The sequence below is a fragment of the Bacillus sp. PS95 genome (assembly GCF_037963565.1).
In the GTDB taxonomy this organism is placed as follows: domain Bacteria; phylum Bacillota; class Bacilli; order Bacillales; family Bacillaceae; genus Bacillus; species Bacillus subtilis.
Map to the genome: position 1 here is coordinate 3,696,236 of NZ_CP150160.1, position 22,954 is coordinate 3,719,189.

The following is a 22,954-nucleotide window of genomic DNA, read 5'->3' on the forward strand; positions in this document are numbered from 1 at the left end:
TATAATAGAGAAATTGGATCTTTTTATTACGTGACTCGGTTAGGAGCGATAATCATGCTTCAGAATATGATTTCCAAAGACGATGTGCTGGCATCTGCTGAACAGTTAAAAGAACTTCTTCCTTACAATGAGGAAAATGTTCAGCTGATCAAAAAAGCCCTTATTTTATATCGGCAGGATTCAGTCTATCGTTTACAAGCAGTGAGTCCGACGGAAGTTACGGCTTACGTGCAGGATGTTGTGCCTGTGCGGGTCACATTGAACTTGTTTGTCATAGTCAAAAGCGGCTGTTCATGTCCGTCCGGAAGAATCTGCCGCCATATGCTGGCTGTGTTTTTATATGTATATGCAATGTTCGAGCGAGTGGGTACTTTTACAGAGTATTGGCTGGAGAGGGAAAAGCTTGAGGAAAGCAAAGAGCTCGTCCGCCGCCAGTTTCAGGAAAAGGTGCTGCCTAATGAAGAATCACTTTCAAGCTGGCTTGCTTTTTTTGATTCAGAGTTTTCTCTCTGGCAGGCACGTACGCCAGAAGGCAGCCAAAACATGCAGGGCCTCTATTACGGCTACCTGTCCGCATTAAAAAAACATGCGCCGAACAAGCCGGAGCTGAAAAGCCTGTATCAGATTCATTCCGCGATTGCGGTTTGGCTTCGCATGTTCACATTGATTGAAGCGGGCAAGCTAAACCCCGAACAAGATTTTTATTCCCTCAATCCGTACGTTGAACAGCTGATGGATACAATCTACAGCTCTATTGATAAATTAAAAACGTACGCGCTGTCTTTTGCGCTTGATCCGTTTTTGGATAAAACACCGGATGTTATCCGACCTTTGCTGTTGAAAGAAGAAATTTTCCAATATGAACGCATCCGCGTCTTCGGTGAAATTTGGAGTGCGCTGCTGTCGCGGCCAAAATGGGTGGCACGCGAACAGGAGATATTGAAAAAAGAAGCAGGACGGCGTTTTTCTCCCGAATTGCAATTCGGGCGCCTGCATTTGGAATTCCTGCAAAAGAATGATGACGTTATTTTTGCGGAAGCGGATCAATTCCCACCGGAAGCGCTCCCTTATACGTTCCAATGGCTGAGTGAAATGACTGCCAAGAAGGACTGGAAACGGCTTAAAACATGGTACCAGCAAATTGAGCCAATTGCGATGGGTTATACGAAGCTGGATAAGCCGTTTAAAGAGATTCGCGATGTGATCGGCGAGCTGTTCCTTCTGTTGAATGCCTATGTGCAGCAAACCAATGATCAAGCGCTGTTTGAGCGCTTTGCCGCGGGCTGTCTGCCGTATACGTTCACAGAATACAGCCATTATTTATATGAAAAAAAACGCTATGCCGAGTGGATTGAAATTCATAGCCTTGTCGGCTTTTCCATCAATGAAATGGATAAAATGATGCTCAAGGAAATTGCAGCGAGCGACCCTGAGGCGCTTATACCGGCTTACCATAGAGAAGTGGCTTTTTTCATTGATCAGAAGAACCGCAGCTCGTACAAGGAAGCCGCCCGGTATTTGAAAAAATTGCGCACCCTGTACAAAAAAGCGAAAAAGCAGAAGGTGTGGGAGCGGTATATTCAGCTGCTGAGCTCGCATTACAAGCGCCTGCGTGCGCTTCAAGAAGAACTGCAGAAAGGAAAGTTGATTGATGGCGAGTCTTAAAGAAATTCTCATCCACGTCGAACAAATGGAAGATGGGTCATTTACGCTCTCAGCCTTTGATGAAAATGAGCAGCCTCTTCCCTACAGCCATATGAAAAAGCATTTGTTCCAATGGCATGAATCCTCATTTTACGGAACCTTTCTAGAGGATGTCAGCTTCATCGGGACGACTGCTGTCCTGCTATCGCCATGGATGACTGTAGAGCTTCTCGGCAAAAACTCGTTCAACTCATTCAGCTCCGTGCAGCTTACAGAAGAAACGGAGCCGCTGATCGAGGCGGCATCGACCATCTATGAATTTATCGCGGACGGCGATTTTCTGCCTGACTATGACGCATGGACAAACGGTGTTTTTCGCTGGAAAGACCGCGATAATATACTGGAAGGCTTTACTGCGGAATGGTTTTCCTCTGCCGTACAGGATTACATCCAGTACGACGATGACCTGCGGGAGAAATGGGAACATATCAAGGAAAAATCGCCTGCGGTTACGACATTCCGCGGCCATTTTCTTGATGAAGAGGATTTTCTGGAAGGCATTGGCTGGATTGACGATCAATCTCCATTTACTGTCGGCTTGCGCTTAAATGAACCGGACTTTGACGGAGACGAATGGAAGATCGAGATGTTTTTACGCGATAAAAAGAGCGGTGCTGTAGAATTCTTTGACGGACTGAAGAGCCTCAAAAAATCGTGGCAGGCGTACAGCGATAAAATCGCGCGTGAGCAGGACCGCTTTCACAGAACGGTTCCGTGGCTGTCGTTTGATTCCGGGACAACGCTGATCTCGGAGGAAGAAGCCTGGATCTTCCTGTCAGAAGCAAGTGAGACGCTTGTCGATATGGGGGTAGAAATCCTCCTGCCGTCCTGGTGGCAGATTGTCAGAGACAGCAACATGATGCTGAAAGCAAAGGTGTCGTCCTCCCCGCGCGGCGAGTCATTTGTCGGCATGAATGCACTGCTTGATTTCAACTGGCGGTTTGCGACAAATGGAATTGAACTGACTGAGGCTGAATTTAATGAGCTTGTCGCCAGCAACAGGCGCCTTGTTAATATCCGCGGGCAATGGGTTAAAATCGATCCGCAGTTTATCAAACAGATGAAACGCCTGATGGAAAAAGCAGAATCAGAGGGACTCCACATGTCTGATATTCTGGCGCGGGAGCTAATGGATCAGCAGGATGGCGGACTTGAGGATTCGGACCTGATTGATACATCCGCTTTTGCCGGCATTCAGTTTGATCTGTCTAAACAGCTCAGGTCACTGATTCGAAAGCTCACTGCCGCGGAAAACCTGCCGGAGCACGAAGTCAGTCCTTCTTTCAAAGGAACGCTCCGCCCTTATCAGAAATACGGCATGAACTGGCTGCTGTTTCTGCGGGAAAGCGGTTTTGGCGCCTGTCTAGCTGACGATATGGGGCTTGGGAAAACGATTCAAATGATCGCCTATTTCCTTCACGTGAAGGAAAGCGGCCGGCAAAAAACGCCTCATTTGATTATTGCGCCGACATCCGTACTTGGCAACTGGCAGCGGGAGCTTCAAACCTTTGCACCTGATCTGTCTGTCGCGCTCCATTATGGGCCGCGCCGGCCAAAGGGTGATGATTTCGCCGCGCATTATGAAAACGCAGACGTGGTGCTCACTTCATATGGACTGTCACATGCCGATACTGAAGAGCTTTCTTCTGTGACATGGAACACGATCTGCCTTGATGAAGCGCAAAATATTAAAAACGCGCATACGAAGCAATCACGCGCAATCAGGAAGCTGAAGGGGCTTCACCATATCGCGCTGAGCGGCACGCCGATGGAAAACCGACTGACTGAGCTGTGGTCTATTTTTGACTTCATGAATAAAGGCTACCTCGGCAGTTTGACCGGCTTCCATAAACGCTATGTGCTGCCGATCGAAAAAGACCGGGACGAAAAGAGAATCGGACAGCTTCAGCAATTAATCCGGCCATTCCTTCTCCGCCGGACGAAACGGGATGAAGAGGTCGCGCTTAATCTTCCTGAGAAGCTGGAAGAAAAAGAATTTATCCCGCTGTCAGCCGAGCAGGCATCCCTTTATGAGCAGCTCGTCAAAGACACTTTTGACCATATGACATCCCTGACCGGCATGCAGCGAAAAGCGCTGATCCTCAGCATGCTTGGACGGCTCAAGCAAATATGCGATCATCCCGCGCTTTATTTAAAGGAAGAGCAAACCGAGCTGCTGGCCGGCAGATCAGTCAAGCTCGAAAAATTGCTGGAACTGATGACAGCGATTCGCGCCCAAAACGAAAGCTGCCTGATTTTCACGCAATACATTCAGATGGGGAACATGATGAAGCGGCTGCTTGAAAAAACGTTCGGGGAACCTGTGCAATTTTTAAATGGGAGTCTCTCCAAGCAAGAGCGGGATACACTCGTTGAGAAATTTCAAAGGAAAGAATATCCGACACTGATTCTTTCACTCAAAGCTGGAGGCACCGGACTTAATTTGACCGCCGCCAATCACGTCATCCATTATGACAGATGGTGGAACCCGGCGGTTGAAAATCAAGCGACTGACCGTGCATACCGCATAGGCCAGGAGCGCTTTGTCCACGTTCATAAAATGATTACGACGGGAACAATCGAGGAAAAAATTGATGTCATGCTTGAATCCAAGCAAACCCTGAACGATCAAATTATCCAAAGTGAAAACTGGATTACCGAGCTTTCCACACAGGAGCTTGAAGAACTGTTTACATTAAGCGCAACAGCGCAATAATCATGACTAAAAAAGCTGGCTCTAAAAGAGCCAGCTTTTTTCCGTTCATAGCCGTCACGCCGAATTTCCAAAAAATCCGTTACGCCGGTTATCAACAGAATGCGCTTTTGGAGCAGCACATATACCTACATCAAATGTTTCATCATATGTGCGACACCATGTTCGTCATTGGTTAAGGTGACCGCATCGGCTATCGATTTGATATCTTCCCGGGCATTGCCCATCGCTACACCTTTTCCCGCAGCCTCCAGCATCGATTTGTCATTTAAACTGTCACCTACAGCAGCGGTTTCCTCGAGCGGAATATTCAGCTGTTTTGCAAGCCTCTTCAGCGCCTGCCCCTTGGAAGCTTTGCGGGAAGAAAGCTCAAAGTTGTGCTCAGCCGAACTGACAAGCGTCAAATCTTCGGCATGCTCATATCTTTTCCAGCCTGCCTCAAGCTTTTCTTTGAAGAAAGAAAAGCCGAGAATATTGTAAAAATCGATTGGCTGATCGGCTTCAAACAGCTCTTGAAAGGAGTTAATGTAAGCAAAGCCCGATTGGCTGTATTGCACCTCGGCCGCCTGCTTAAGGACAGAAAGATCCGCTTCCGGATTTGCGCTTCTGAATCTGTCCAGCTCAACATCAAGAAGTTCTCTGCCGTTTTGAGGCGTATAAATCGCTGAACCTGTGAATACCTCATAATAATAGTTTTCCGACTCAAGCCATGAGAGAATGTCATACGCCCGTTTCGTATCAATCGTTTCGTGATGATAAAGCCTGCCGTCGGGATCGTGAATGACGGCGCCGTTTGCACTGATGACCCATGTTTTGATCCCCAGCGGTTCAAAGATTGACATGACGTCAAAATGAGCGCGCCCAGTTGACACCACCACCTCAATACCGTTCCGCTGCGCCTGCCGCAGTGCGTTTTCATTTTCCAAGCTTACCTGATGCTTGCTGTTGAGTAAGGTTCCATCTAAATCAATCGCAATTAATTTCACGTTTGTCAGTCCTTTCCTTCATCCTGTTCTGTCACGAGAAGCTCAACGCCGTTTCGGTCAAGCAAGTCACAAAATGCCTGATTCGGCAGCCTGTCTGTAATCAAAAGGTCGATTTCATTCAGCTCCGCATACTGATAAAAACTGGTGCTGCCCAGCTTCGAATGGTCTGCAAGCGCGATGACCTGCTTTGCCTGCTGTATCATTTTCCGCTTCACCATGCCATCCTCTTCATGCGCAATTGTAATGCCATGTTCGGAAATACCGACCACACCAATCAGCGCTTTATCAACATGGTAGCTTGAGAGCTTTTCAATCACAGAGGACCCGTACAGAAAGCGGTGCTCCTTTTCCAGCTTGCCTCCCAGCAGATAAATTTCAATTCCCTCTTTATCGGACAGCACATCCGCAAGATTAATCGAATTGGTGATTACCGTACAATCAACCGCATTCAAGTGCTTTGCACATGCCTGAACAGTTGTAGAGGCGTCTAAAATCACCCGGTCACCATCATGAATAAGCGATGCTGCAAGCCTGCCGATCTTATTTTTTTCCTCAGACACTGTTTTCAGGCGGCCGGAATAGCTTTGAATTTTCTGATGCACAGTCGGCAAAATGGCGCCGCCTCTTGTGCGGATGATGGCATTCTGTTCCTCAAGTTTCACAAGATCTCGTCGCGCTGTATCCCTTGACACTTGCAGGAGCGTACAGATCTGCTCCGTTGTAATTCGGTTATGCTGTTTTAAAAAATCCAAAATCGCTACTAATCTTTCTTCTTGGTACACGCCCTCATTCCTTTTCTCAGCAATCATTTATAAGTAATTATAAGTTTTTATTTAATTCTATTCAACATTAATAAGTGATTTTAAGTAAAAATGCGTCGAGAGAACCAATTTTTCCTAAGTGGACAAAAAGAAAGAACCAGTCTGGTCGACTGGTCAATTTTGAGGGGATGATGCGAAGATTCGGATAATGGTGAATGGATAGATAACGGGAGGAGCAAGGGGTGTCAATCAGCAGCTTTTTCCCGGGGTTTAGGGTCCATAAAACGAACAGTGTCAGCCAACACTTCTGTTACATACACGTTAACGCCTTCCGCGTTTTCATAGCTTCGTGTCTGAATCCGTCCGCTTACGCCGACGAGAGAACCTTTTTGGCAATACAACGCCGTGTTTTCAGCTGTTTTTCTCCAAAGTGTGCAATTGACGTAATCAGCTTCGATTTCACCTGAAGCATTCTTGAAGCTGCGGTTCACCGCGAGCGTAACATGTGCAACTGCCGCACCGGCGGAAGTGTAGCGAAGATCAGGATCTTTTGTAAGACGTCCGACAAGCATGACATGATTGAACATGCGATTCCTCCTCTCCTTGCGGTTGTATGTATTGTAAATGATGCAACAAGAAAAGAAAAACGCTTAAAAATGGCTTTCAGCCTCTGTTTTTATCTTTCGTTTTCATTTTTCCTTCAGCTAAAAACATCTTTTGCTTTTTCCCTTTGAAGAAATATGTACTTTTTAAAAAACGGAAAAAGATTTGCTTTGTCAGCCAGTTTTGCGTATTCATGCGCACATAGGAAGAGCCATCCCACGCAAACCACTGAAAGCTCAATTTTTTTTCCGGCATTGACAGCTTGATTTTATACTGCTCCATGCCATCTTGTGTTTCGTATAAAAAACTTATTCTTCCTTTTTTGTTCAGATGAACCTCAAACACTTCTTTACGGCTTAACATATATGTTACTTCCTTTTGAATCAAATGGCTTTCAGAAGGAGCGCCGTCAATATAAATTTCTTTTAAACGAAATTGATTCATACCACATCTCTCCGTAATCCATAGTCAGTTACAGTATAATGAAAAAATAGAAATTATTAAATGTTTCGCTCATACAAAATTCTTTAGCCCCAGCATTGCAGGATTTTTTCCTCGAAAACGTTTATGTTATAATGGAAGGCAAGAAAACTTTGGAAGTAATCGGGGTGAGAAGAAATGAAAACCTTTAAACTGGTTGACCTGAATGTGGAACGAGTGGACAAGGAAGAACAATCAATCGAACAGTTTCCCCTTATTGACGGACTGATTATAAATAAAGAAGACGGTGAAAATCACTGGCTGATTGAGGCGCTTGTACAGAAAGAACATCTGTCTTTTTTTGAACAGCTTCAAAACAGCCAATCTGAAGCCAAAGTATTTGTAACGATCACGAAAAAAAGCAATCGCCCCGCCCAGCTGACAGCAGCAGTGAAAAATATCGTCAAGCTGGAAGAAAGCATCCAGGTTTTACTCTACGGACAAATGGTCACAAGAAAACAGCAGGGCACTGAAACCATTCTCGAGTCCCTTGTAAAAGAGGGCTATACAGGAACAAAACTCATTGAGGCATTTAAGCAAAAATTATAAATATGAGGGGGCATGTTCCCCAAAACAGACACAGAACCGAAGAGCATCACAATAGACATTTTGAATAGATATGTTCTGCATGAAAAAAGCTGCCGTTTTGAACGGCAGCTTTTCTCTTCGTGCTTTCACCCTTGCATATTTAATTTGTATGGCCAAAAGAATCAACCAATTCCCCTTTCACAACAAGGCGCCCTTCAGTTTTGACAGCCTTGTCACATGTGATTAGCGTAATCTCTTTTTTGTTTGTCTCCTCAACTACATCTGCATCCGTTTCCGATATGATGTCTTTAGATGTTACAGAATAGATATAATCCTTTTTAAAATCCGTGATGACAATTTGGGCACCTGTTTTTATATTCTCCAGAGGTCCGAACAGAAGATTCTTTTGCTTCAAATGATGGCCCGCCAACGGATAATTTCCCTCACCCATTTTTTGATCCGGGCGCATTGTTGCCGCCCCTATCAAAAGATTTTCATTGGTTGTGCCTTTTACGATCGGAAGCTCCAGATCGACACTTTTAATTGTTATCTGCCGCCTTGATTGTGAAGTAAAAATAAGTATATTTCACGTGCTTTCGACGTTCTCCACTTGACTGGAATGCTTTAATGGCGATCCCGGCATCTGTAGCTTCAGGCTTTCCTTCAGAGGAATCAGAAATCTCAAACTCTATTTTCTCAGTGTTCAGCACATAACCGGCTGGCGCTTTCGTTTCAACAAAAGCGTATTGTCCCGGTGCAAGGCCTGAAGCTGTGACTTTATGATGCCGGATATGACTGGTTTCGAAGTCTGTATGAAAATTCGCGAACGATTCAGCATGGTGGATCTTCCGGTTCTGATCATTACAGCTGCCATTATCGGCCATGACAAATACAAGGCTTTTCATGCCGGAGCGAATGACATTTTGCAAAAACCTTATCATTACTCTGAATTTATGGCGCGTATTCAAAACCTGATCATGATGAAACATACAGCAAATCAAGCCACAAGAATGGAAATGGCGTTTCTCCAGTCGCAAATCAAGCCTCATTTTCTTTATAATGTATTAAACACGATTATTTCTCTCACTCATTTGGATATTGAAAAGGCCCGGGAGGTAACAGAGGAATTTACCAACTATTTAAGAATGAGTTTTGACTTTCAAAATACATCAGCCATCAGTTCCTTCAGACATGAGCTTTCGATTATCAATTCCTATCTTTCTATAGAAAAGACGCGATTCGGTAATCGGCTTGAGGTTCTTTTCGATATAGATGAAGACATTGACTTTATCCTTCCGCCTTTAATGATTCAGCCCTTGGTGGAAAATGCCGTTCTTCACGGTGTCAGCAAGAAAAGAGGCGGAGGATGGATCAAACTGACAGCTAAAAAACAAAGCAAAAATGAGTATCACATCAAAGTAGAGGATAACGGTGCGGGGATGCCTCCGGAAAAACAAAAAGATCTCTTATCTGCGGATTTCGATCGCAGCGTCGGGTTGAAAAATATCAATCAGCGGCTGAAACATTTTTGCGGAAGCGAGTTGATGATCATCAGCACTCCGGATGCAGGCACCTCTGTCTCAATGCTCATTCATCTCGCTGAAACAACGGAAAGCCCCGCGGGACTGAAGGACATAGAACAAACCTAAACGAAAATTGAGATAAAAAAAGACGCCGTTTCTAACGGCATCTTTTTTATTCCGGCGACTTTGCTTGCTGCTTCAGCAGGTCTCTGATTTCTTTCAGCAGCTCCTCCTGCGCATCCACAGCTTCCTCCGCAGCCTCTTCTTCTGCTGCTTCTTTTTTGCGCCTTAACCCATTCAAAGTCCGAATGACGATAAAAATGGAGAACGATATAATTAAGAAGTTCACAATCGTCTGTATAAAGCTGCCATACTTCACTACAGCATCGCCAAACGTAAACGACAGGCCTGAAAAGTCAAGCCCTCCCAGCAGCAAACCGACCAAAGGCATAATGATATCATTTACTAGAGATGTGACGATCTTTCCAAAAGCGCCGCCTATCACAACACCAATCGCAAGGTCTACGATATTCCCCCGCATGGCAAAGGCTTTAAATTCATTCCACATACAATCACCTGCTTTTCTATATTTGTAAAGAAAAAAGACAAATGTGCCGCTGGCCATCTGCCTTTTTTCAATTATTCTCCGAGGGCAAAAGTCAGTTCTACTTCGCAAACGACTTCGCCATCAACTGTGGCAACGCCTTTTCCGCGCCCGATTGTGCCGCGGGCACGAATGATTTCAACCTCAAGGTGAAGCTGGTCACCAGGCTTGACTTGTTTTTTAAAGCGGCAGTTATCAATGCCTGCAAAAAAAGCCAGTCTGCCGCGGTTTTCTTCTTTAATCAACATCGCAACAGCTCCGACTTGAGCGAGTGCTTCTACGATTAATACGCCGGGCATAACCGGGTACTGAGGAAAATGTCCGTTAAAGAACTCTTCATTAGCGGTTACATTTTTATAGCCTTTTGCCCGTTTGCCCTCTTCAACTTCCGTAATCCGATCCACAAGCAAAAACGGATAACGGTGAGGAATAATTTCTTTAATTTGCTGAGTATCAAGCATTGTCTTGACATCTCCTTCATCTGCATTAGTATGTATAGCAATCATCAAAGATCCAATCTGTACATTTGAAAAGTATATTATGAATTAATCTCTTTTTCAACCGCGCTAAAATGTAACCAACTGTCAATGAGAGCCGTCAAAAGTTATGATATGATAATTATAGATTTTACCAATAGCAAAGAGGTAGGAAAATGATTTCGAAGTTTATTGAAAAAAGAATGCTAAACATGTTAGACGAGTGGTATTCCGCAATGAGCAAACGCAAAATGAATCACGTTTGCACACTGAAAGAGAAAATTGATCAGCACCTTCCAAAGATCAAAAAGAACACAAAACTTTGGATGCGTTATCAATTGTTTCAGGCCCGCCATCAGCTGCTTTTTGAAAACCAGAACGGACTCGATTCATTGTTCGATGACCTATATGGCCTGGAAGACAAAATGGATGATGAATTGAAATATTATCTGTATTTTTTCTCTGGGTTATATGAGATGGTAAAAACAGCTCCGAAACATGCAGTACATCATTTTAAAAAAGCTGAACAGTACCTGGCCGCCATTCAAAATACGTTTGAAGCCGCTGATTTATATTATCAAACCGCCGGCGCCTATTACTTGATGAAATCACCGCCGCTTTCCATCCAATACGTCAAAAAAGCATTACACATCTATTTGCACCAATTCGGCTATATCAAAAAGGTAATCACCTGTAAACTTTTGCTCGCCGTGAATTATATTGATCAAGAACGCTATGAAAAAGCTGAACAGCTTTTCAAAGAAATCATTAAGAAAACCCAGCAACTACATGACGAAAACCTGCTATGCCACGCTTATTATAACCTTGGCTTTTTAAAAGCGACCGAGAAAAAAGACCAGGAAGCGCTTCTTTACTTTAGAAAAGTATTAAAGAATCAAGAATTTGAAATGAATTCACCAGTCTCATATCTTCATTGTGTGTACGAGTCTGTCAGAGCGCTTTTTAAAACAGGGAACATCACAGAAGCTAAAGCCGTCCTTCAAAAAGGAAAAGAATTATCTGAAAAGGTAGACATTCAAACCATTTATTTAAAATTAAAAACGCTTGAAGCCCTCTACACCTCAGTGGAAGATCCCTATGAGCAGCTGCTCGAATATGTGCTTGAATTAGAAAAAATCGAGGCGTGGGTGGATTTAGAAGTGCTGTTAGAAGATATTACGGAATACTACAAAAAAAAGGACGATTTCGAAAAAGCCGCTTTTTTTATCATGCGCGGCTGATTGAAAAACGCCCATTTTCTTATTATCTGACTGAATTGATTAAACCGAGCATTTGATCTCCCATTGTGATCGTTCTGCTGTTCAGCTGATATGAACGCTGGGACGTGATCAAATCTGTCATTTGTTCTGAAATATCGACATTGGACATCTCAAGTGAGCCCTGCTGCATGCCGATGTTTTGTCTATTAGCGCCGTTTAGCTCTTCAAAAGCTACCGCATTATCAATAGAGAAAAGGTTATTCCCTTCGGATTTCAGCTCTTGAGGGTTATTCACTTGGACAACGCCAAGATTAAACCGCTGAACCGCGTTTCCGTCAGATGCGGTTAAGGTACCGTTCTTATTGATGGTGATATTCTTCATTGAGCTGTCGATGTTCACTGTATTGCCGTTCTCATCAAGTACGGGATACCCATTTCCAGTGACGAGCTGCAGCTGGTTGGCATTCGCAGCGGACGGCGTTACATACAGCGCCCCGTCCCTCGTATACTGGCGGTTTCCATTTACATTTACCTGAAGATACTGGTATGGAGACGTAAATGCGATATCCAGATCGCGATCGGTCTTCTGAATGCTTCCTTGATCAGAGACCAGGCGTGAATTCATCATCGCTCCGACGCCAAGGCGCAAGCCGGGCGGCGTTTTTCGGGCTTTTGCCACTTCCTCGTTTTTTTCATCAACCTGATCGAATTGCTGTCTGACAAGCTCAGAAAAATTCGTATCTTTTGCCTTATAGCCGGTTGTGTTGCTGTTTGAAAGGTTGCTGCTGATTGTGTCAATCTGCTGCTGCAGCTGGTTTAAGGTTGTTGATGCCGTTAGCATTGACCTGAGCATAGTTGATGTCCCCCGTTTTTTCTTCCGTTATCTTAAATTTTTCCAATTTCATTTGCTGCTTTATCCATACTTTTATCGTAAGCCTGAATAACCTTCTGATTCGCCTCAAACGATCTGTACGCTTCAGTCATTTCTGTATAGGCGCTTGTCACATCCACGTTTGAAAGCTCTGAGACGCCTTGTTTTAATAAATAGGATACCTGATTATTTCCGGCTGCGCTTGGCAGATCATTACCGTCCGCCGTGCTGTACAAATCATTTCCGTCCCGTTTGAGATTGCGGACATCTTCCGCCATTCTGACATCAATCTGGCCGGCTGTGCGTCCGTTCGTTGTCACAGTACCGTTTTCAGACACAGTGAAATTCTCATTATCAACAGTGATTGGCTGGCGATCCGTCGATAAAATAGGGCGTCCGTTGATCGTCAGCTGATTGTTCTCATTTAGTGAAAATGTGCTGCTTTTTGAATAACGGATTCCATCCGCTGTTTGAACCGGATAAAAAAGAGCAGCTTTTTCATTGGTTTCCGCATTCATCGGAACTTGATTTTCGATCAATGCAATGTCTGTAGGCTGGTCTGTGGACTTCAGGCTTCCCTGTGTAAAGAGAGGCTTGAGCTCCTGCATATATACTCCGGTATTCACGGAACCGATTTCCGTCCTTGATGTCCCGGCCGGAGATTTTGATTCTATTCTGCTGAGCAGCATCTCAGGGAACGCGCGCATCGAGCCTTGATCAGCTTTATATCCTGATGTATTTGCGTTAGCAATATTATTTGAAAGCATTTCCGTTCTTCGCTGCTGGGCAATCATTGCGGATGTTGCTGTATATAATCCTTTTAACAAATTTCCCACCTCTAAAAATGGCATTTTTTCCAGTTGTCATATAGGAACGTTCGTTCTATAATAAAAACTCAGTATTTTATCCTATTATCGTCATTTAACATCTTTTCGTGAAGGCTTTTTCATAAAAAAACCTCATTCTTTTTCAGAATGAGGTTTGTGAAATCAGCTTAGTTTGCGTTTAGGAAGCTTGTCCATATTATCAAGCATGACACCTGTGCCGATGGCTACGCAATCCATAGGATTTTCAGCAACGAGGACCGGTACCTTCAGCTCTTCAGCAAGCAGCTGGTCAAGGCCGTTTAAGAGCGCGCCTCCGCCGGTAATAATAACGCCGCGGTCAATAATATCAGCAGAAAGTTCAGGCGGTGTTCTTTCGAGCACTTGTTTCGCAGCCTGAACAATAACAGCGACAGATTCACGAAGGGCTTCTTCAACTTCTTTACTGTTTACTGTAATTGTTCTTGGAAGACCGGAAACCATGTCCCGTCCGCGAATGGAAATTTCCTCGTGACGTGCGTCTGGGAAAACAGTTGCGACTTTAATCTTAATATCCTCCGCAGTACGTTCGCCGATCAGCAGCTTGTACTCGCGTTTGATATAATTTAAGATTTCCATGTCAAACTTGTCCCCAGCCATTTTAATAGAAGAGGAGGTGACAATATCGCCCATTGAAATAACCGCGATATCCGTCGTCCCGCCTCCGATGTCTACAACCATGTTACCGCTTGGCTGGAATATTTCCATACCCGCGCCGATAGCGGCAACTTTAGGTTCTTCTTCAAGGTACACATGTTTCCCGCCGCTTTTTTCTGCAGCTTCTTTAATTGCTTTTTGCTCAACGGATGTAATATTCGTCGGGCAGCAAATGAGCATGCGCGGCTTTGAGAACAGGCCTTTTACATTCAGCTTGTTAATAAAATGTTTCAGCATTGCTTCTGTTACTTCAAAGTCAGCAATAACTCCGTCTTTCAGCGGGCGAATCGCAACAATATTCCCAGGTGTACGTCCAACCATTCGTCTTGCCTCTTCTCCAACCGCCAGCACTTTGCCGCTGTTTTTATCAAGTGCAACAACGGAAGGTTCATTCAGAACAATTCCTTTACCTTTAACATGGATCAGTACATTTGCAGTACCGAGGTCAATACCAATATCCCTTGCAAACATCTATTTATATCCTCCTTGAAAATCTGTTTCACAGTAAATATCCACATTGTGCCCTAATTATATATATTATCATAAAATATAGAAAAAAAGTTGGAAGCACAATAAGTTCTTTACAAATTTTTGCGGATGTTTTATGAACGATTTCAAGAAGGCAATGCCAGGTGATTACGATTGCTGAACAGGCTCTCCTTCGAGAATTTCATCTTTTTTATATTTGAGCTTTGTCGCTTCTCCTCCTCTTAAATGCCTGATGGATTTATGATAATCGAGTATTTCTTTCACTTCGTTTGCCAAGTCGGGGTTAATTTCAGGCAGACGCTCTGTTAAATCCTTGTGTACTGTACTTTTGGAAACACCAAATTCCTTCGCAATGACACGAACGGTTTTCTTTGTCTCCACGATGTACTTCCCTATCTTGATTGTTCGCTCTTTGATGTAATCGTGCACACCACTCGACCTCCCTAAAATGGATGTGAGAAGTGTGAAATGAGATCCGTATTCTGTAAAGAGTCGTTCATTATGCCGCTTCTTCGTTGTATGGTTTTAAAAGTAAGTTTGTGAAATATGCCCACGATCCCTCACCTCAAACACTCTCTTTGTTAGGTTTGTAACAGTGTATTAGCATTCTTTTGGGAATATGCTAAAAACTCAATAAGGACAAGGGGTGAAACAAACTTTTTCAGATTCAGCAAACTATTTCGCGTCACTAAATTTTCATCTTTACAACTATTGATCGCTCCTGTAAAATGAAATAAGCAATTAGTTACTTAGGTAAGTTTTTTAGAAGGAGACCGACATGTCCTACGTCAACAGACACCTCATTCATCAAATCAACCAAAGCGCCCGCCTGATTGCCAAGAAAGCCAATGAACAGCTAGAGCCATTCGGCCTTTATTCATCTCAATGGTCAGTTTTATATTGTTTGCGTACGATCGGACCAATGACTCAAAAAGAGATTTGGTCCTATTTAAATGTGGAAGCGCCGACTGTGACTCGGACGATCAAACGCCTGGAGGAGAACGGCTGGGTTCAGAGACGGCAAGGTGAAGACAAACGGGAAAAACTTGTTGTCCTCACAAAAGAAGCCGAGAAAAAATACGAAGAAATCAATGTGAAAATGCTGAAATTCGAGGAAGAGCTGCTTGCAGATTTCCGGGATGAAGATAAAGAAGCTTTTTCTCATTTTTTCCGCATGTTTTTACAACAATGAAAATAAGGAAGTGACATACATTTGAAAAAAGCGGATGCGATATGGACCAAGGATTTTATTATGGTCCTGCTTGTCAATTTATTTGTGTTTGTGTTCTTTTATACATTTTTAACTGTATTGCCGATCTATACGCTGCAAGAGCTTGGCGGCACAGAATCACAAGGCGGGCTTTTAATCAGCCTGTTCCTTCTGTCTGCGATCATTACACGGCCTTTCTCCGGAGCCATCGTTGAGCGTTTCGGGAAGAAAAGAATGGCGATTGTATCAATGGCGCTCTTCGCCCTATCATCTTTTCTGTATATGCCGATTCATAACTTTTCCCTGCTGCTCGGATTGCGGTTCTTCCAAGGAATTTGGTTCAGCATTTTAACGACTGTTACAGGTGCAATTGCCGCTGATATTATTCCAGCCAAACGGCGCGGTGAAGGGCTTGGATACTTTGCCATGTCTATGAACCTCGCTATGGCGATCGGGCCTTTCCTTGGTCTGAATTTGATGAGAGTGGTAAGCTTTCCTGTATTCTTTACAGCCTTTGCGCTGTTTATGGTTGCGGGCTTACTTGTTTCGTTCTTGATAAAAGTGCCGCAAAGTAAGGACAGCGGTACGACTGTATTCCGTTTTGCGTTCTCGGATATGTTTGAAAAGGGCGCACTCAAAATTGCGACGGTCGGTTTGTTTATTTCTTTCTGTTATTCAACAGTCACATCATATCTGTCTGTATTCGCCAAATCAGTTGACCTTTCGGATATCAGCGGATATTTCTTTGTTTGTTTTGCGGTGACAATGATGATTGCACGCCCGTTCACAGGGAAATTGTTCGACAAAGTCGGACCGGGCATTGTCATTTATCCATCAATCCTGATTTTCTCTGTTGGACTCTGCATGCTGTCCTTCACACATAGCGGCTTAATGCTTCTGCTTTCAGGGGCGGTTATCGGTCTTGGCTACGGATCAATCGTTCCTTGCATGCAAACATTGGCGATTCAGAAATCTCCGGCTCACCGCTCCGGTTTTGCAACGGCAACGTTCTTTACCTTCTTTGACAGCGGAATTGCTGTAGGATCTTATGTATTCGGATTGTTTGTAGCATCTGCCGGCTTCTCTGCCATTTATTTAACAGCGGGGCTGTTCGTTTTAATTGCCCTGCTTCTCTACACGTGGAGCCAGAAAAAACCTGCTGAGACTGAAGGAAAAGTGTCTATTGCAGAATAACTTGTCAGACTGCCGGGAAATCCCGGCAGTCTTTTTTACATATAAAAAACGGCGTCCCTCTCAGTTGAACGAGAGAACGCCGCTTATGGCAATTATTCAATGACAGGCCGCGCAGGTGAATCAGGATCTAACGAAAAATCATAGGACGCTTCATCACGAAACATCGGATCGGCATAAATGGATTGCTGATCGTTTTTTGTTGCTTTTCGATACGAAGAAAATGAATCATATTCTTTCTTTTTCCACATCCATATGCCGTCTTGATCCGCTTCCTTGTGGTACACGTTATGATTGACCGTATTTCCTTCATTTTCTGTAAAATCGTTTCCGATAAATAATCTGGAATCACCGGCCGTCAATATATTCTTTTCAATTGTGTTGTTTTTCGTATCGTACTGCAGCAGCAGCTGTCCGCCGTACAGTCCCTTTGTGTCATTCCGGTACATAATATTGCGGGCAATCAGAGAATTGCTGGTGCCGCCCCGCTTTTTGTCATATCCTCCGATTGAAATACCGGTGTACGCATTGTTGTACACTTTGTTGTCAGTGATCTGAATGGCATTTGCATACTTTCCTTTGTGTTCAGACGTTGCTTCAATCCCAATATCGTTATCGTAAACTGTGTTGTTCTTAATTTCGATATCGTGTCCTCCATCGACATAAATCCCGCCCGCTGAGTATTCATCTCCATAAGCAGGATTGCCGTAAGTCGAGTTTTGATAAACTGTATTGTTTTCTACGACTCCGTTTCGCACGTAATCGTTTTTATCCGCGGTTCCCTCATAACCAATTAGATCAATCCCGATGTTGTTATTGTTGCGGACCACATTGCCTGCAACTGTGAAGCCGTCGATATTACCGTTCAGCACAACTGCTTCACTCGCTCCAAGCGTCAGTTTCTCAACTGTATTGTCCTCGATTCGGATGTCTTTCATGCTGCCAGTCCCATAAACTGCGATTCCGTGAGCATTTCCTTCATCCGCAGTTGTCTTAATACCCCGGATGTGATTATCCTTAATGGCGATATGACTGCTGGACCCTGATACATAAATCCCTATAGCAGTTGCTTCCTCAGATGAAACAGAAAGATCTTGAATTGTTAAACCGCTGATGGCAATGTCATGTTTATCGTGAATACGAATAAGCGGTGTTTCATATTCAGCGTTCGCAACGGATTCACCGCTAATCACGACGTTTTCATTTTCATAGTTTCGGAATGTGATAGGCTTTCCGTCCGTACCGCTGTGCTTTACATCAAGGGTCTCATGATACGTGCCCTCCCGAATCATGACAGTTGTGCCGGCAGCAGCCTTCTCAAATGCGTGTGCCAATGTACGAAACGGCTTTTCTTTTGTTCCTTCATTTTGATCACTGCCATTTGGCGAAACATACAGATAATCCCCAGATCCTTCCTCATTCGCTTTTGTCTTATCATAAACGAAAGCGAGGATGACAGACGTTAAAACACCCGCCAAAAGAATAAAATACCATTTTCTCATTTTCGATTCCCATTTCGTTTTAGAATAGATTTCTAAAACCATTATAAATGTTCTATTTATGGAAAACCATTTCAAAAATATGAAAATATACCGTCTAAATAGATCTTATTCAGCCTGGCGGACCTGCGCATGTTCAACTGTTTCAATTGCCAATGATGCAGGCGGGTGAACACGCATCAGAACAATGTAGAAAAGAAAGGAAATCAGCACACCTACAAACCAAGAAATATCGTATAAGCTCTTCAATACAGGAACATACATGCCAATCAGCGAAATCAGCGCTCCTAACATTGTGGCTGCAAACGCACGGTAATTGTAGCCCTTCCAATACACATACCGTCCTGTTTCGGAATACAGGTCATCTACCGAGAGCTCACGTTTGCGAATGATAAAATAGTCGGCCATCATCACGCCTGCCACCGGTCCAAGCATGCCGCCTATTAAGCCAAGAAACGCATACACGCTTGTCGCGCTCTCCATCAGCTTCCATGGAACCGTAAATAAAGCGAGCAACGCTGTGATAAAGCTGCCACGTTTGAAATTGATATATTTCGGCAGGGCATTCGCTATATCATAAGCGGGCGATACGATGTTCGCCGCGACATTTACAGAGATCGTGGCGATGCAGAGTGTGATCACGGACAAGACGATGACATAAGGGTTATCAAACCGCGCCAAAATATCGACAACATCCCAAATCGGCTCTCCGAACGCGACCTGCGAGCCGGAGGTCACCGTAATACTTGCGAATGCGAACAGCGCAAACGTTCCCGGCAAGCCGTAAAATTGTCCTTTGATTTGCTCTTTTTGTGTTTCAGCAAACCGTGTAAAATCAGGTATATTTAAGATCAATGTCGCCCAGATGCCGATGATGCCAGTAACTCCGGCAGCAAACGGCCAGAATGTTTCTGAAAACGTATGAAACTTTCCTGGTTGAGAGTATATCGGGCCCAATCCTCCGGCAATATCAACGGCCCACCATACCATGCCTCCAAATACCAGATACACTAAAGGCCCTGCCCACACCTCAAAACGTTTAATCGACTCCATGCCGTGATGCAATACGAGTAAATGAATGGCCCAAAAGAATACAAAGGAAAGCAAACCGGACAAGTGAATGCCGAGAATGTTCCACTCGCCGCCAATTTCTCCCCAGCCTGGCCACATATTCAAAAGCAAAATGTTCAGTGCCGTGCTACCCGCAAAGGTCTGGATGCCAAGCCACATGATAGCTGTAAACGCCCTTAGAAGCGCGGGGATATTCGCGCCGTATATCCCGTAAGAAGCCCGAATGATCACGGGAAACGGCAGCCCGTATTTTGTCCCCGCATGGCCGTTTAAGGCAAGAGCGCCAAATAGGATAAGTGATGCCGTAATAATGATCGCCAGCACCTGCCAAGGCGAAAGGCCGATCGCAATTAATCCTCCCACGGTCGCGTAGGTCGGTATGTTATGTATACATCCCATCCAAATGGAGGCAAAGTTCATTGCTTTCCACGTCCGTTTTTCCTGTCCCAAAGGCACCAGATCTTCATTGCTCAGCCTGTTGGATTGCTGCTGACTCTCTTTTAATTTCATAGCCGGCTCCCCTTTCCATATTGTCTATATGTCATCACGTTATGTTTTTTGACATTAGATGTCACTTAATATAACTGAAGAGTCAGACAATAACACTGGCTATGATATACAATTTTCCCGTTTGTATTTGAACAGCTTAAACAAGAAAAAGAGACAGACCTCAGAGCCCGTCTCTTTCTTAAGATGCAGTTTTCATTAATGCAGCAAATCTCACAGCCATTAACAGGCTTGCTCCGCCCGCTATGATCATAATGATTCCCATCATATCAAAATGGGCTGCCGTGATTTCTTTACCAAAAAGAATGCCAAGGATCACCGAAGACAAAATCGATCCTAGGTAACGGCAGGTTTGAAACAGGCCTGAAGTCGTTCCTACCATGTTGGAAGGACTCGTTTTCAGCATCGCTGCCTGAAGCGCGACATTTCCCAGTCCGTAGCCTATACCCAAGAGCGATAGAATGAGGCCTTTCCCAATGGTCTCGACATTGATAAAAAAGATGGTTAAGAGCACGGCTCCAGCCGTCATCAAAAGCGCTCCCGCAAAGATCGGCTTGACGACACCAGATCGGTCGATCCATTTGCCAGTTAAAGGTGACACAACGATGCTCATTCCAGACATAAACAGCATAAACAGGCCGCTCGTTTGAACAGAAAGATGCATTTCATCCTGAAAGTAACTTGGCAGACCAAAAAATAAACAATAGAAGAAAACATTCAATAAAATAAACTGAACATACACGGCTGACAGGTTTCGCTGTGTTTTAAACAGACGGACATCAATAAACGGCTTATCCGTTTTCAGCTCGCGCCAGACAAACGCACAGAGCAGAAGCAAGCCAAGCACACCTTCAACCGCATGCGGCGACGTGCTGAACGACAGCAAAAAGGATAGAAGGAAAATGATTCCCCCGGCAAATAAAACAATTCCAAGAATGTCGAGCTGCCGAATAATGGTTTTGATTCCTGCCCCTTTTTTCTGATCTTTCGGGAACATATACAGGCCCAATAAGAAGCTGAGGATAATAAACGGCAAATTAACGATAAAGATCGCCGGCCAGCCTCCCCATACAATCAAAAACCCGCCGACTGTCGGCCCCAGCGCCGTCATGGCGGACGCAAAAATAGAGAGTACAGCCAAGGCTGAAGCTTGGCGCTCATGAATATGATTCCGAATCAAGCCGACACCTGACGGATAAATCGCACTGCTCCCCACCGATTGAAACAGCCGCATGACCAATAATGTCATAAACGTCGGCGCAAACGGCGCCCCGATGGCAGAAACCGCAACAAGAATAAGCCCGAATAAAAACAAGCGTTTCCGCCCAATCAAATCACCGAGCTTTCCCGTTACGGGCTGCGCTACGGCACTCGCCAAGTAAAACGAGGAAATCAGCCAGGAAACCGTTGTAAACGAGAGGTGAAACTCATGCTGGATGCTATGGAGCGCAAGAGAGATCATAGACGAGTTCAGCGGATTCAGCATTGTTCCCGAAGCCACAGCTGTTAAAAAAACAGCTCGGCTTTTTTTCGATAACATCATTTCACTTGTTCCAGAAACTCTTCCGTTGTCCGCGATTTACCGATTCTCGGGAAAATAAAGCGCAGTGTGGCTTCATGCTCTTCATCGCTAAATGTGGACATGGCATCTGTAATAAAAATCTGCTGATAGCCAAGCTGAAATGCCTCCCGTGCTGTGCTTTCCACCCCGATATTCGTTGCGATGCCGCACAATACAATCGTATCAATGCCGCGACGTCTCAGCTGCAAGTCTAAATCTGTGCCAAAAAAAGCACCCCATTGCCGTTTTGTCACAGTATAATCGCCATCCTGCACACCGATTTCCGGAACAAATTCGGCCCAGTCCGCCGGCATTTCCCCTGAACCTCCCTGCGCAGGCTCATCCGTTTGCGGCTTCAGGGCGTCCGCTCCATCATGAAAGGCCACATTTACAAAGCTGATGAACCCGTTATGTTTCCGAAATTCATCTACGAGCTTTTTCGCGTTCGGGACAACCTGGCCGCTTTGATCAATCGGCACAATCCCCTTTTGTAAATCAATGATAACCAATGCTGTTTTTTGAAAATCAATGTTGAGTGTATTCATCATACGTCTCCTCCTGATACTGTTAGTGTTTCTCACATTGCATATTTTACTCTTCACACTGCCTAAGTTCTTTTATGATGCTTGTGAAATTCTCAGAAGGAACGTTTTCTCATGATTTTTCTTTTATGTAGTAGTAACAGGTTGTGCATACGAACAAACCGGCAAGCACTGTAATCATAAGGGGCGTCATCGCTTCATCACCTGCCTGCTGTCTATCGGTTCCTGCCTGAAAATGCCCATGAATTTGCGGCGGTCCATCCAAAGCAGGATAAGACACATAACCATTAATATCGTGCTAAGATCCTGCACGCCAATATCAAAACAATAGTTAATCAAGACGATGTTCACAATAATGGGCATAAAAATAACCGCCCCTAATGCAGCCGTTCGCGGAATCAGTAATAAAACAGCTGCCAGGATTTCACCAAAACCTATAAACAGTTCATAGACATGAGAATAACCGAAAAATGTCCACGCGATCGTAAACCCCTTCCCGGCAGCCGCCTCGATTTCAGGCGTCACCTCGCCAAACTGGCCAATTACCACTTTCGCCAGACCGTACACGAAAAAATTAAAGGCTAAAAACAATCGGAACGTCGCGGGAATCGACTTGCGTACCGCTTTCCTCAGCCTGCCGCCTTTCTTCATCATACATCCCCCTTAGTGTATTATTTGATATAGTACACTTAATACAGTATATAGTATTCTAATTAATGTCAATTCCCTTTTCAGCTCATATGAATAGCTTCTTTTATAGATACAAAGTCTTATATCGTAAAAAATGCCGTTCTCCTTTCTTTCCGTCCCTCGATAACATTCCTTAAAAACCATGTCAGGAAATCTTACATGAAAATGTTTTATCATTCTTTTTTCTATATAATGAAGAAATATA

At 44.3% G+C, this 22,954-nt stretch carries 24 protein-coding genes and 1 pseudogene; 7 read left to right on the forward strand and 18 right to left on the reverse strand.

The features are described 5' to 3' along the window. Positions 1–54: 54 nt before the first annotated feature. Together NSQ12_RS19210 and NSQ12_RS19215 are read left to right on the forward strand one after the other, a co-directional pair. Entirely contained in the window at positions 55–1,665 is a 1,611-nt protein-coding gene (locus tag NSQ12_RS19210; RefSeq protein WP_029726035.1) for an SWIM zinc finger family protein, read from the forward strand. Further along, positions 1,652–4,420, forward strand: a complete 2,769-nt coding sequence (locus NSQ12_RS19215; protein ID WP_029726036.1) for a DEAD/DEAH box helicase — start codon at positions 1,652–1,654, stop codon at positions 4,418–4,420. Before NSQ12_RS19210 ends, NSQ12_RS19215 begins: the two co-directional genes overlap by 14 nt. 125 nt (positions 4,421–4,545) lie before the next feature. On the opposite strand, the gene ywpJ is transcribed toward NSQ12_RS19215, so the two are convergent. The 4 genes from ywpJ to ywpG form a co-directional block, all read right to left on the reverse strand. After that, positions 4,546–5,403, reverse strand: a complete 858-nt coding sequence (gene ywpJ / locus NSQ12_RS19220; protein ID WP_029726037.1) for a phosphatase YwpJ — start codon at positions 5,401–5,403, stop codon at positions 4,546–4,548. Between the two features lie 5 nt (positions 5,404–5,408). After that, the gene (gene glcR / locus NSQ12_RS19225; RefSeq protein ID WP_003244075.1) at positions 5,409–6,185 is read right to left on the reverse strand and encodes a transcriptional regulator GlcR; all 777 of its coding nucleotides are present in this window, start codon (positions 6,183–6,185) and stop codon (positions 5,409–5,411) included. Positions 6,186–6,409: 224 nt separating this feature from the next. Continuing rightward, on the reverse strand, positions 6,410–6,751 hold the full coding sequence (ssbB, locus tag NSQ12_RS19230; RefSeq protein WP_029726038.1) for a single-stranded DNA-binding protein SsbB: 342 nt from the start codon (positions 6,749–6,751) through the stop codon (positions 6,410–6,412). A gap of 76 nt (positions 6,752–6,827) precedes the next feature. After that, complete coding sequence (ywpG, locus tag NSQ12_RS19235; protein WP_014478204.1) at positions 6,828–7,211, reverse strand: DynA interaction protein YwpG; 384 nt, start codon at positions 7,209–7,211, stop codon at positions 6,828–6,830. Between the two features lie 174 nt (positions 7,212–7,385). On the opposite strand from ywpG, the gene NSQ12_RS19240 reads away from it, so the two are divergent. Then, positions 7,386–7,796, forward strand: coding sequence for a YwpF-like family protein (locus NSQ12_RS19240; protein WP_003227794.1), 411 nt, complete (start codon positions 7,386–7,388; stop codon positions 7,794–7,796). A 139-nt stretch (positions 7,797–7,935) separates the two neighbouring features. Here NSQ12_RS19240 and NSQ12_RS19245 read toward each other — a convergent pair. Beyond that, positions 7,936–8,328 (reverse strand): annotated as a pseudogene (locus NSQ12_RS19245) (class A sortase); the annotation flags it as partial. After that, on the reverse strand, positions 8,315–8,680 hold the full coding sequence (locus tag NSQ12_RS19250) for a prealbumin-like fold domain-containing protein (protein ID WP_259407082.1): 366 nt from the start codon (positions 8,678–8,680) through the stop codon (positions 8,315–8,317). The pseudogene NSQ12_RS19245 and the gene NSQ12_RS19250, both read right to left, overlap by 14 nt. On the opposite strand from NSQ12_RS19250, the gene NSQ12_RS19255 reads away from it, so the two are divergent. Beyond that, positions 8,588–9,424, forward strand: coding sequence for a histidine kinase (locus tag NSQ12_RS19255; protein WP_029726040.1), 837 nt, complete (start codon positions 8,588–8,590; stop codon positions 9,422–9,424). The two genes, NSQ12_RS19250 and NSQ12_RS19255, sit on opposite strands and share 93 nt — an antisense overlap. Before the next feature lie 46 nt (positions 9,425–9,470). Here NSQ12_RS19255 and mscL read toward each other — a convergent pair whose 3' ends face one another. Together mscL and fabZ are read right to left on the reverse strand one after the other, a co-directional pair. Then, positions 9,471–9,866: a large conductance mechanosensitive channel protein MscL gene (gene mscL, locus NSQ12_RS19260; RefSeq protein WP_021445844.1), complete on the reverse strand. Its 396-nt coding sequence runs from the start codon at positions 9,864–9,866 to the stop codon at positions 9,471–9,473. A gap of 71 nt (positions 9,867–9,937) precedes the next feature. Next, a complete protein-coding gene (gene fabZ, locus NSQ12_RS19265; protein ID WP_003221796.1) occupies positions 9,938–10,363 on the reverse strand; it encodes a 3-hydroxyacyl-ACP dehydratase FabZ in 426 nt (141 codons plus the stop codon). A gap of 191 nt (positions 10,364–10,554) precedes the next feature. On the opposite strand from fabZ, the gene rapD reads away from it, so the two are divergent. Continuing rightward, a complete protein-coding gene (rapD, locus tag NSQ12_RS19270) occupies positions 10,555–11,619 on the forward strand; it encodes an aspartate phosphatase RapD (protein ID WP_014481149.1) in 1,065 nt (354 codons plus the stop codon). A 22-nt stretch (positions 11,620–11,641) separates the two neighbouring features. Here rapD and flhP read toward each other — a convergent pair whose 3' ends face one another. The 5 genes from flhP to NSQ12_RS19295 all read right to left on the reverse strand — a co-directional run bounded on the left by flhP (position 11,642) and on the right by NSQ12_RS19295 (position 15,032). Further along, the gene (gene flhP, locus NSQ12_RS19275) at positions 11,642–12,451 is read right to left on the reverse strand and encodes a flagellar hook-basal body complex protein FlhP (RefSeq protein ID WP_032722673.1); all 810 of its coding nucleotides are present in this window, start codon (positions 12,449–12,451) and stop codon (positions 11,642–11,644) included. Between the two features lie 32 nt (positions 12,452–12,483). Then, positions 12,484–13,296, reverse strand: coding sequence for a flagellar hook-basal body complex protein FlhO (gene flhO / locus NSQ12_RS19280; protein ID WP_032722674.1), 813 nt, complete (start codon positions 13,294–13,296; stop codon positions 12,484–12,486). Positions 13,297–13,458: 162 nt separating this feature from the next. Next, a complete protein-coding gene (gene mbl / locus NSQ12_RS19285) occupies positions 13,459–14,460 on the reverse strand; it encodes a cell shape-determining protein Mbl (RefSeq protein ID WP_003227776.1) in 1,002 nt (333 codons plus the stop codon). Positions 14,461–14,625: 165 nt separating this feature from the next. Next, positions 14,626–14,907, reverse strand: a complete 282-nt coding sequence (spoIIID, locus tag NSQ12_RS19290; RefSeq protein ID WP_003221804.1) for a sporulation transcriptional regulator SpoIIID — start codon at positions 14,905–14,907, stop codon at positions 14,626–14,628. 14 nt (positions 14,908–14,921) lie between these two features. After that, positions 14,922–15,032, reverse strand: coding sequence for a protein usd (locus tag NSQ12_RS19295; RefSeq protein ID WP_010886628.1), 111 nt, complete (start codon positions 15,030–15,032; stop codon positions 14,922–14,924). A gap of 224 nt (positions 15,033–15,256) precedes the next feature. On the opposite strand from NSQ12_RS19295, the gene NSQ12_RS19300 reads away from it, so the two are divergent. Together NSQ12_RS19300 and NSQ12_RS19305 are read left to right on the forward strand one after the other, a co-directional pair. Then, positions 15,257–15,670 (forward strand): MarR family transcriptional regulator, encoded by a 414-nt coding sequence (locus NSQ12_RS19300; protein ID WP_032722675.1) that lies wholly within the window; start codon positions 15,257–15,259, stop codon positions 15,668–15,670. Positions 15,671–15,691: 21 nt separating this feature from the next. Then, positions 15,692–16,882 (forward strand): MFS transporter, encoded by a 1,191-nt coding sequence (locus NSQ12_RS19305; protein WP_032722676.1) that lies wholly within the window; start codon positions 15,692–15,694, stop codon positions 16,880–16,882. Between the two features lie 92 nt (positions 16,883–16,974). Here the strand turns inward: NSQ12_RS19305 and NSQ12_RS19310 are convergent, their stop codons facing one another. The 5 genes from NSQ12_RS19310 to NSQ12_RS19330 all read right to left on the reverse strand — a co-directional run bounded on the left by NSQ12_RS19310 (position 16,975) and on the right by NSQ12_RS19330 (position 22,713). Further along, on the reverse strand, positions 16,975–18,381 hold the full coding sequence (locus NSQ12_RS19310) for a right-handed parallel beta-helix repeat-containing protein (protein WP_032722677.1): 1,407 nt from the start codon (positions 18,379–18,381) through the stop codon (positions 16,975–16,977). Between the two features lie 105 nt (positions 18,382–18,486). Then, positions 18,487–19,959 (reverse strand): allantoin permease, encoded by a 1,473-nt coding sequence (pucI, locus tag NSQ12_RS19315; protein WP_003243156.1) that lies wholly within the window; start codon positions 19,957–19,959, stop codon positions 18,487–18,489. Positions 19,960–20,137: 178 nt separating this feature from the next. Beyond that, positions 20,138–21,496: an MFS transporter gene (locus tag NSQ12_RS19320; RefSeq protein ID WP_080530095.1), complete on the reverse strand. Its 1,359-nt coding sequence runs from the start codon at positions 21,494–21,496 to the stop codon at positions 20,138–20,140. Continuing rightward, complete coding sequence (locus NSQ12_RS19325) at positions 21,496–22,065, reverse strand: hydrolase (RefSeq protein WP_003227761.1); 570 nt, start codon at positions 22,063–22,065, stop codon at positions 21,496–21,498. Before NSQ12_RS19325 ends, NSQ12_RS19320 begins: the two co-directional genes overlap by 1 nt. A 183-nt stretch (positions 22,066–22,248) precedes the next feature. Beyond that, positions 22,249–22,713: a hypothetical protein gene (locus tag NSQ12_RS19330; protein WP_072173785.1), complete on the reverse strand. Its 465-nt coding sequence runs from the start codon at positions 22,711–22,713 to the stop codon at positions 22,249–22,251. Between the last annotated feature and the right edge of the window lie 241 nt (positions 22,714–22,954).

What these genes read in the sequence shown, in the direction of transcription:
- NSQ12_RS19210 (WP_029726035.1), top strand. Translation starts at nt 55, where the DNA reads ATGCTTCAGAATATGATTTCCAAAGACGATGTGCTGGCATCTGCTGAA.
- NSQ12_RS19215 (WP_029726036.1), top strand. Translation starts at nt 1,652, where the DNA reads ATGGCGAGTCTTAAAGAAATTCTCATCCACGTCGAACAAATGGAAGAT.
- ssbB (WP_029726038.1), bottom strand. Translation starts at nt 6,751, where the DNA reads ATGTTCAATCATGTCATGCTTGTCGGACGTCTTACAAAAGATCCTGAT.
- ywpG (WP_014478204.1), bottom strand. Translation starts at nt 7,211, where the DNA reads ATGAATCAATTTCGTTTAAAAGAAATTTATATTGACGGCGCTCCTTCT.
- NSQ12_RS19240 (WP_003227794.1), top strand. Translation starts at nt 7,386, where the DNA reads ATGAAAACCTTTAAACTGGTTGACCTGAATGTGGAACGAGTGGACAAG.
- NSQ12_RS19255 (WP_029726040.1), top strand. Translation starts at nt 8,588, where the DNA reads ATGAAAATTCGCGAACGATTCAGCATGGTGGATCTTCCGGTTCTGATC.
- NSQ12_RS19250 (WP_259407082.1), bottom strand. Translation starts at nt 8,680, where the DNA reads ATGAAAAGCCTTGTATTTGTCATGGCCGATAATGGCAGCTGTAATGAT.
- mscL (WP_021445844.1), bottom strand. Translation starts at nt 9,866, where the DNA reads ATGTGGAATGAATTTAAAGCCTTTGCCATGCGGGGGAATATCGTAGAC.
- fabZ (WP_003221796.1), bottom strand. Translation starts at nt 10,363, where the DNA reads ATGCTTGATACTCAGCAAATTAAAGAAATTATTCCTCACCGTTATCCG.
- rapD (WP_014481149.1), top strand. Translation starts at nt 10,555, where the DNA reads ATGATTTCGAAGTTTATTGAAAAAAGAATGCTAAACATGTTAGACGAG.
- flhP (WP_032722673.1), bottom strand. Translation starts at nt 12,451, where the DNA reads ATGCTCAGGTCAATGCTAACGGCATCAACAACCTTAAACCAGCTGCAG.
- mbl (WP_003227776.1), bottom strand. Translation starts at nt 14,460, where the DNA reads ATGTTTGCAAGGGATATTGGTATTGACCTCGGTACTGCAAATGTACTG.
- NSQ12_RS19300 (WP_032722675.1), top strand. Translation starts at nt 15,257, where the DNA reads ATGTCCTACGTCAACAGACACCTCATTCATCAAATCAACCAAAGCGCC.
- NSQ12_RS19310 (WP_032722677.1), bottom strand. Translation starts at nt 18,381, where the DNA reads ATGAGAAAATGGTATTTTATTCTTTTGGCGGGTGTTTTAACGTCTGTC.
- pucI (WP_003243156.1), bottom strand. Translation starts at nt 19,959, where the DNA reads ATGAAATTAAAAGAGAGTCAGCAGCAATCCAACAGGCTGAGCAATGAA.
- NSQ12_RS19320 (WP_080530095.1), bottom strand. Translation starts at nt 21,496, where the DNA reads ATGTTATCGAAAAAAAGCCGAGCTGTTTTTTTAACAGCTGTGGCTTCG.
- NSQ12_RS19325 (WP_003227761.1), bottom strand. Translation starts at nt 22,065, where the DNA reads ATGATGAATACACTCAACATTGATTTTCAAAAAACAGCATTGGTTATC.
- NSQ12_RS19330 (WP_072173785.1), bottom strand. Translation starts at nt 22,713, where the DNA reads ATGATGAAGAAAGGCGGCAGGCTGAGGAAAGCGGTACGCAAGTCGATT.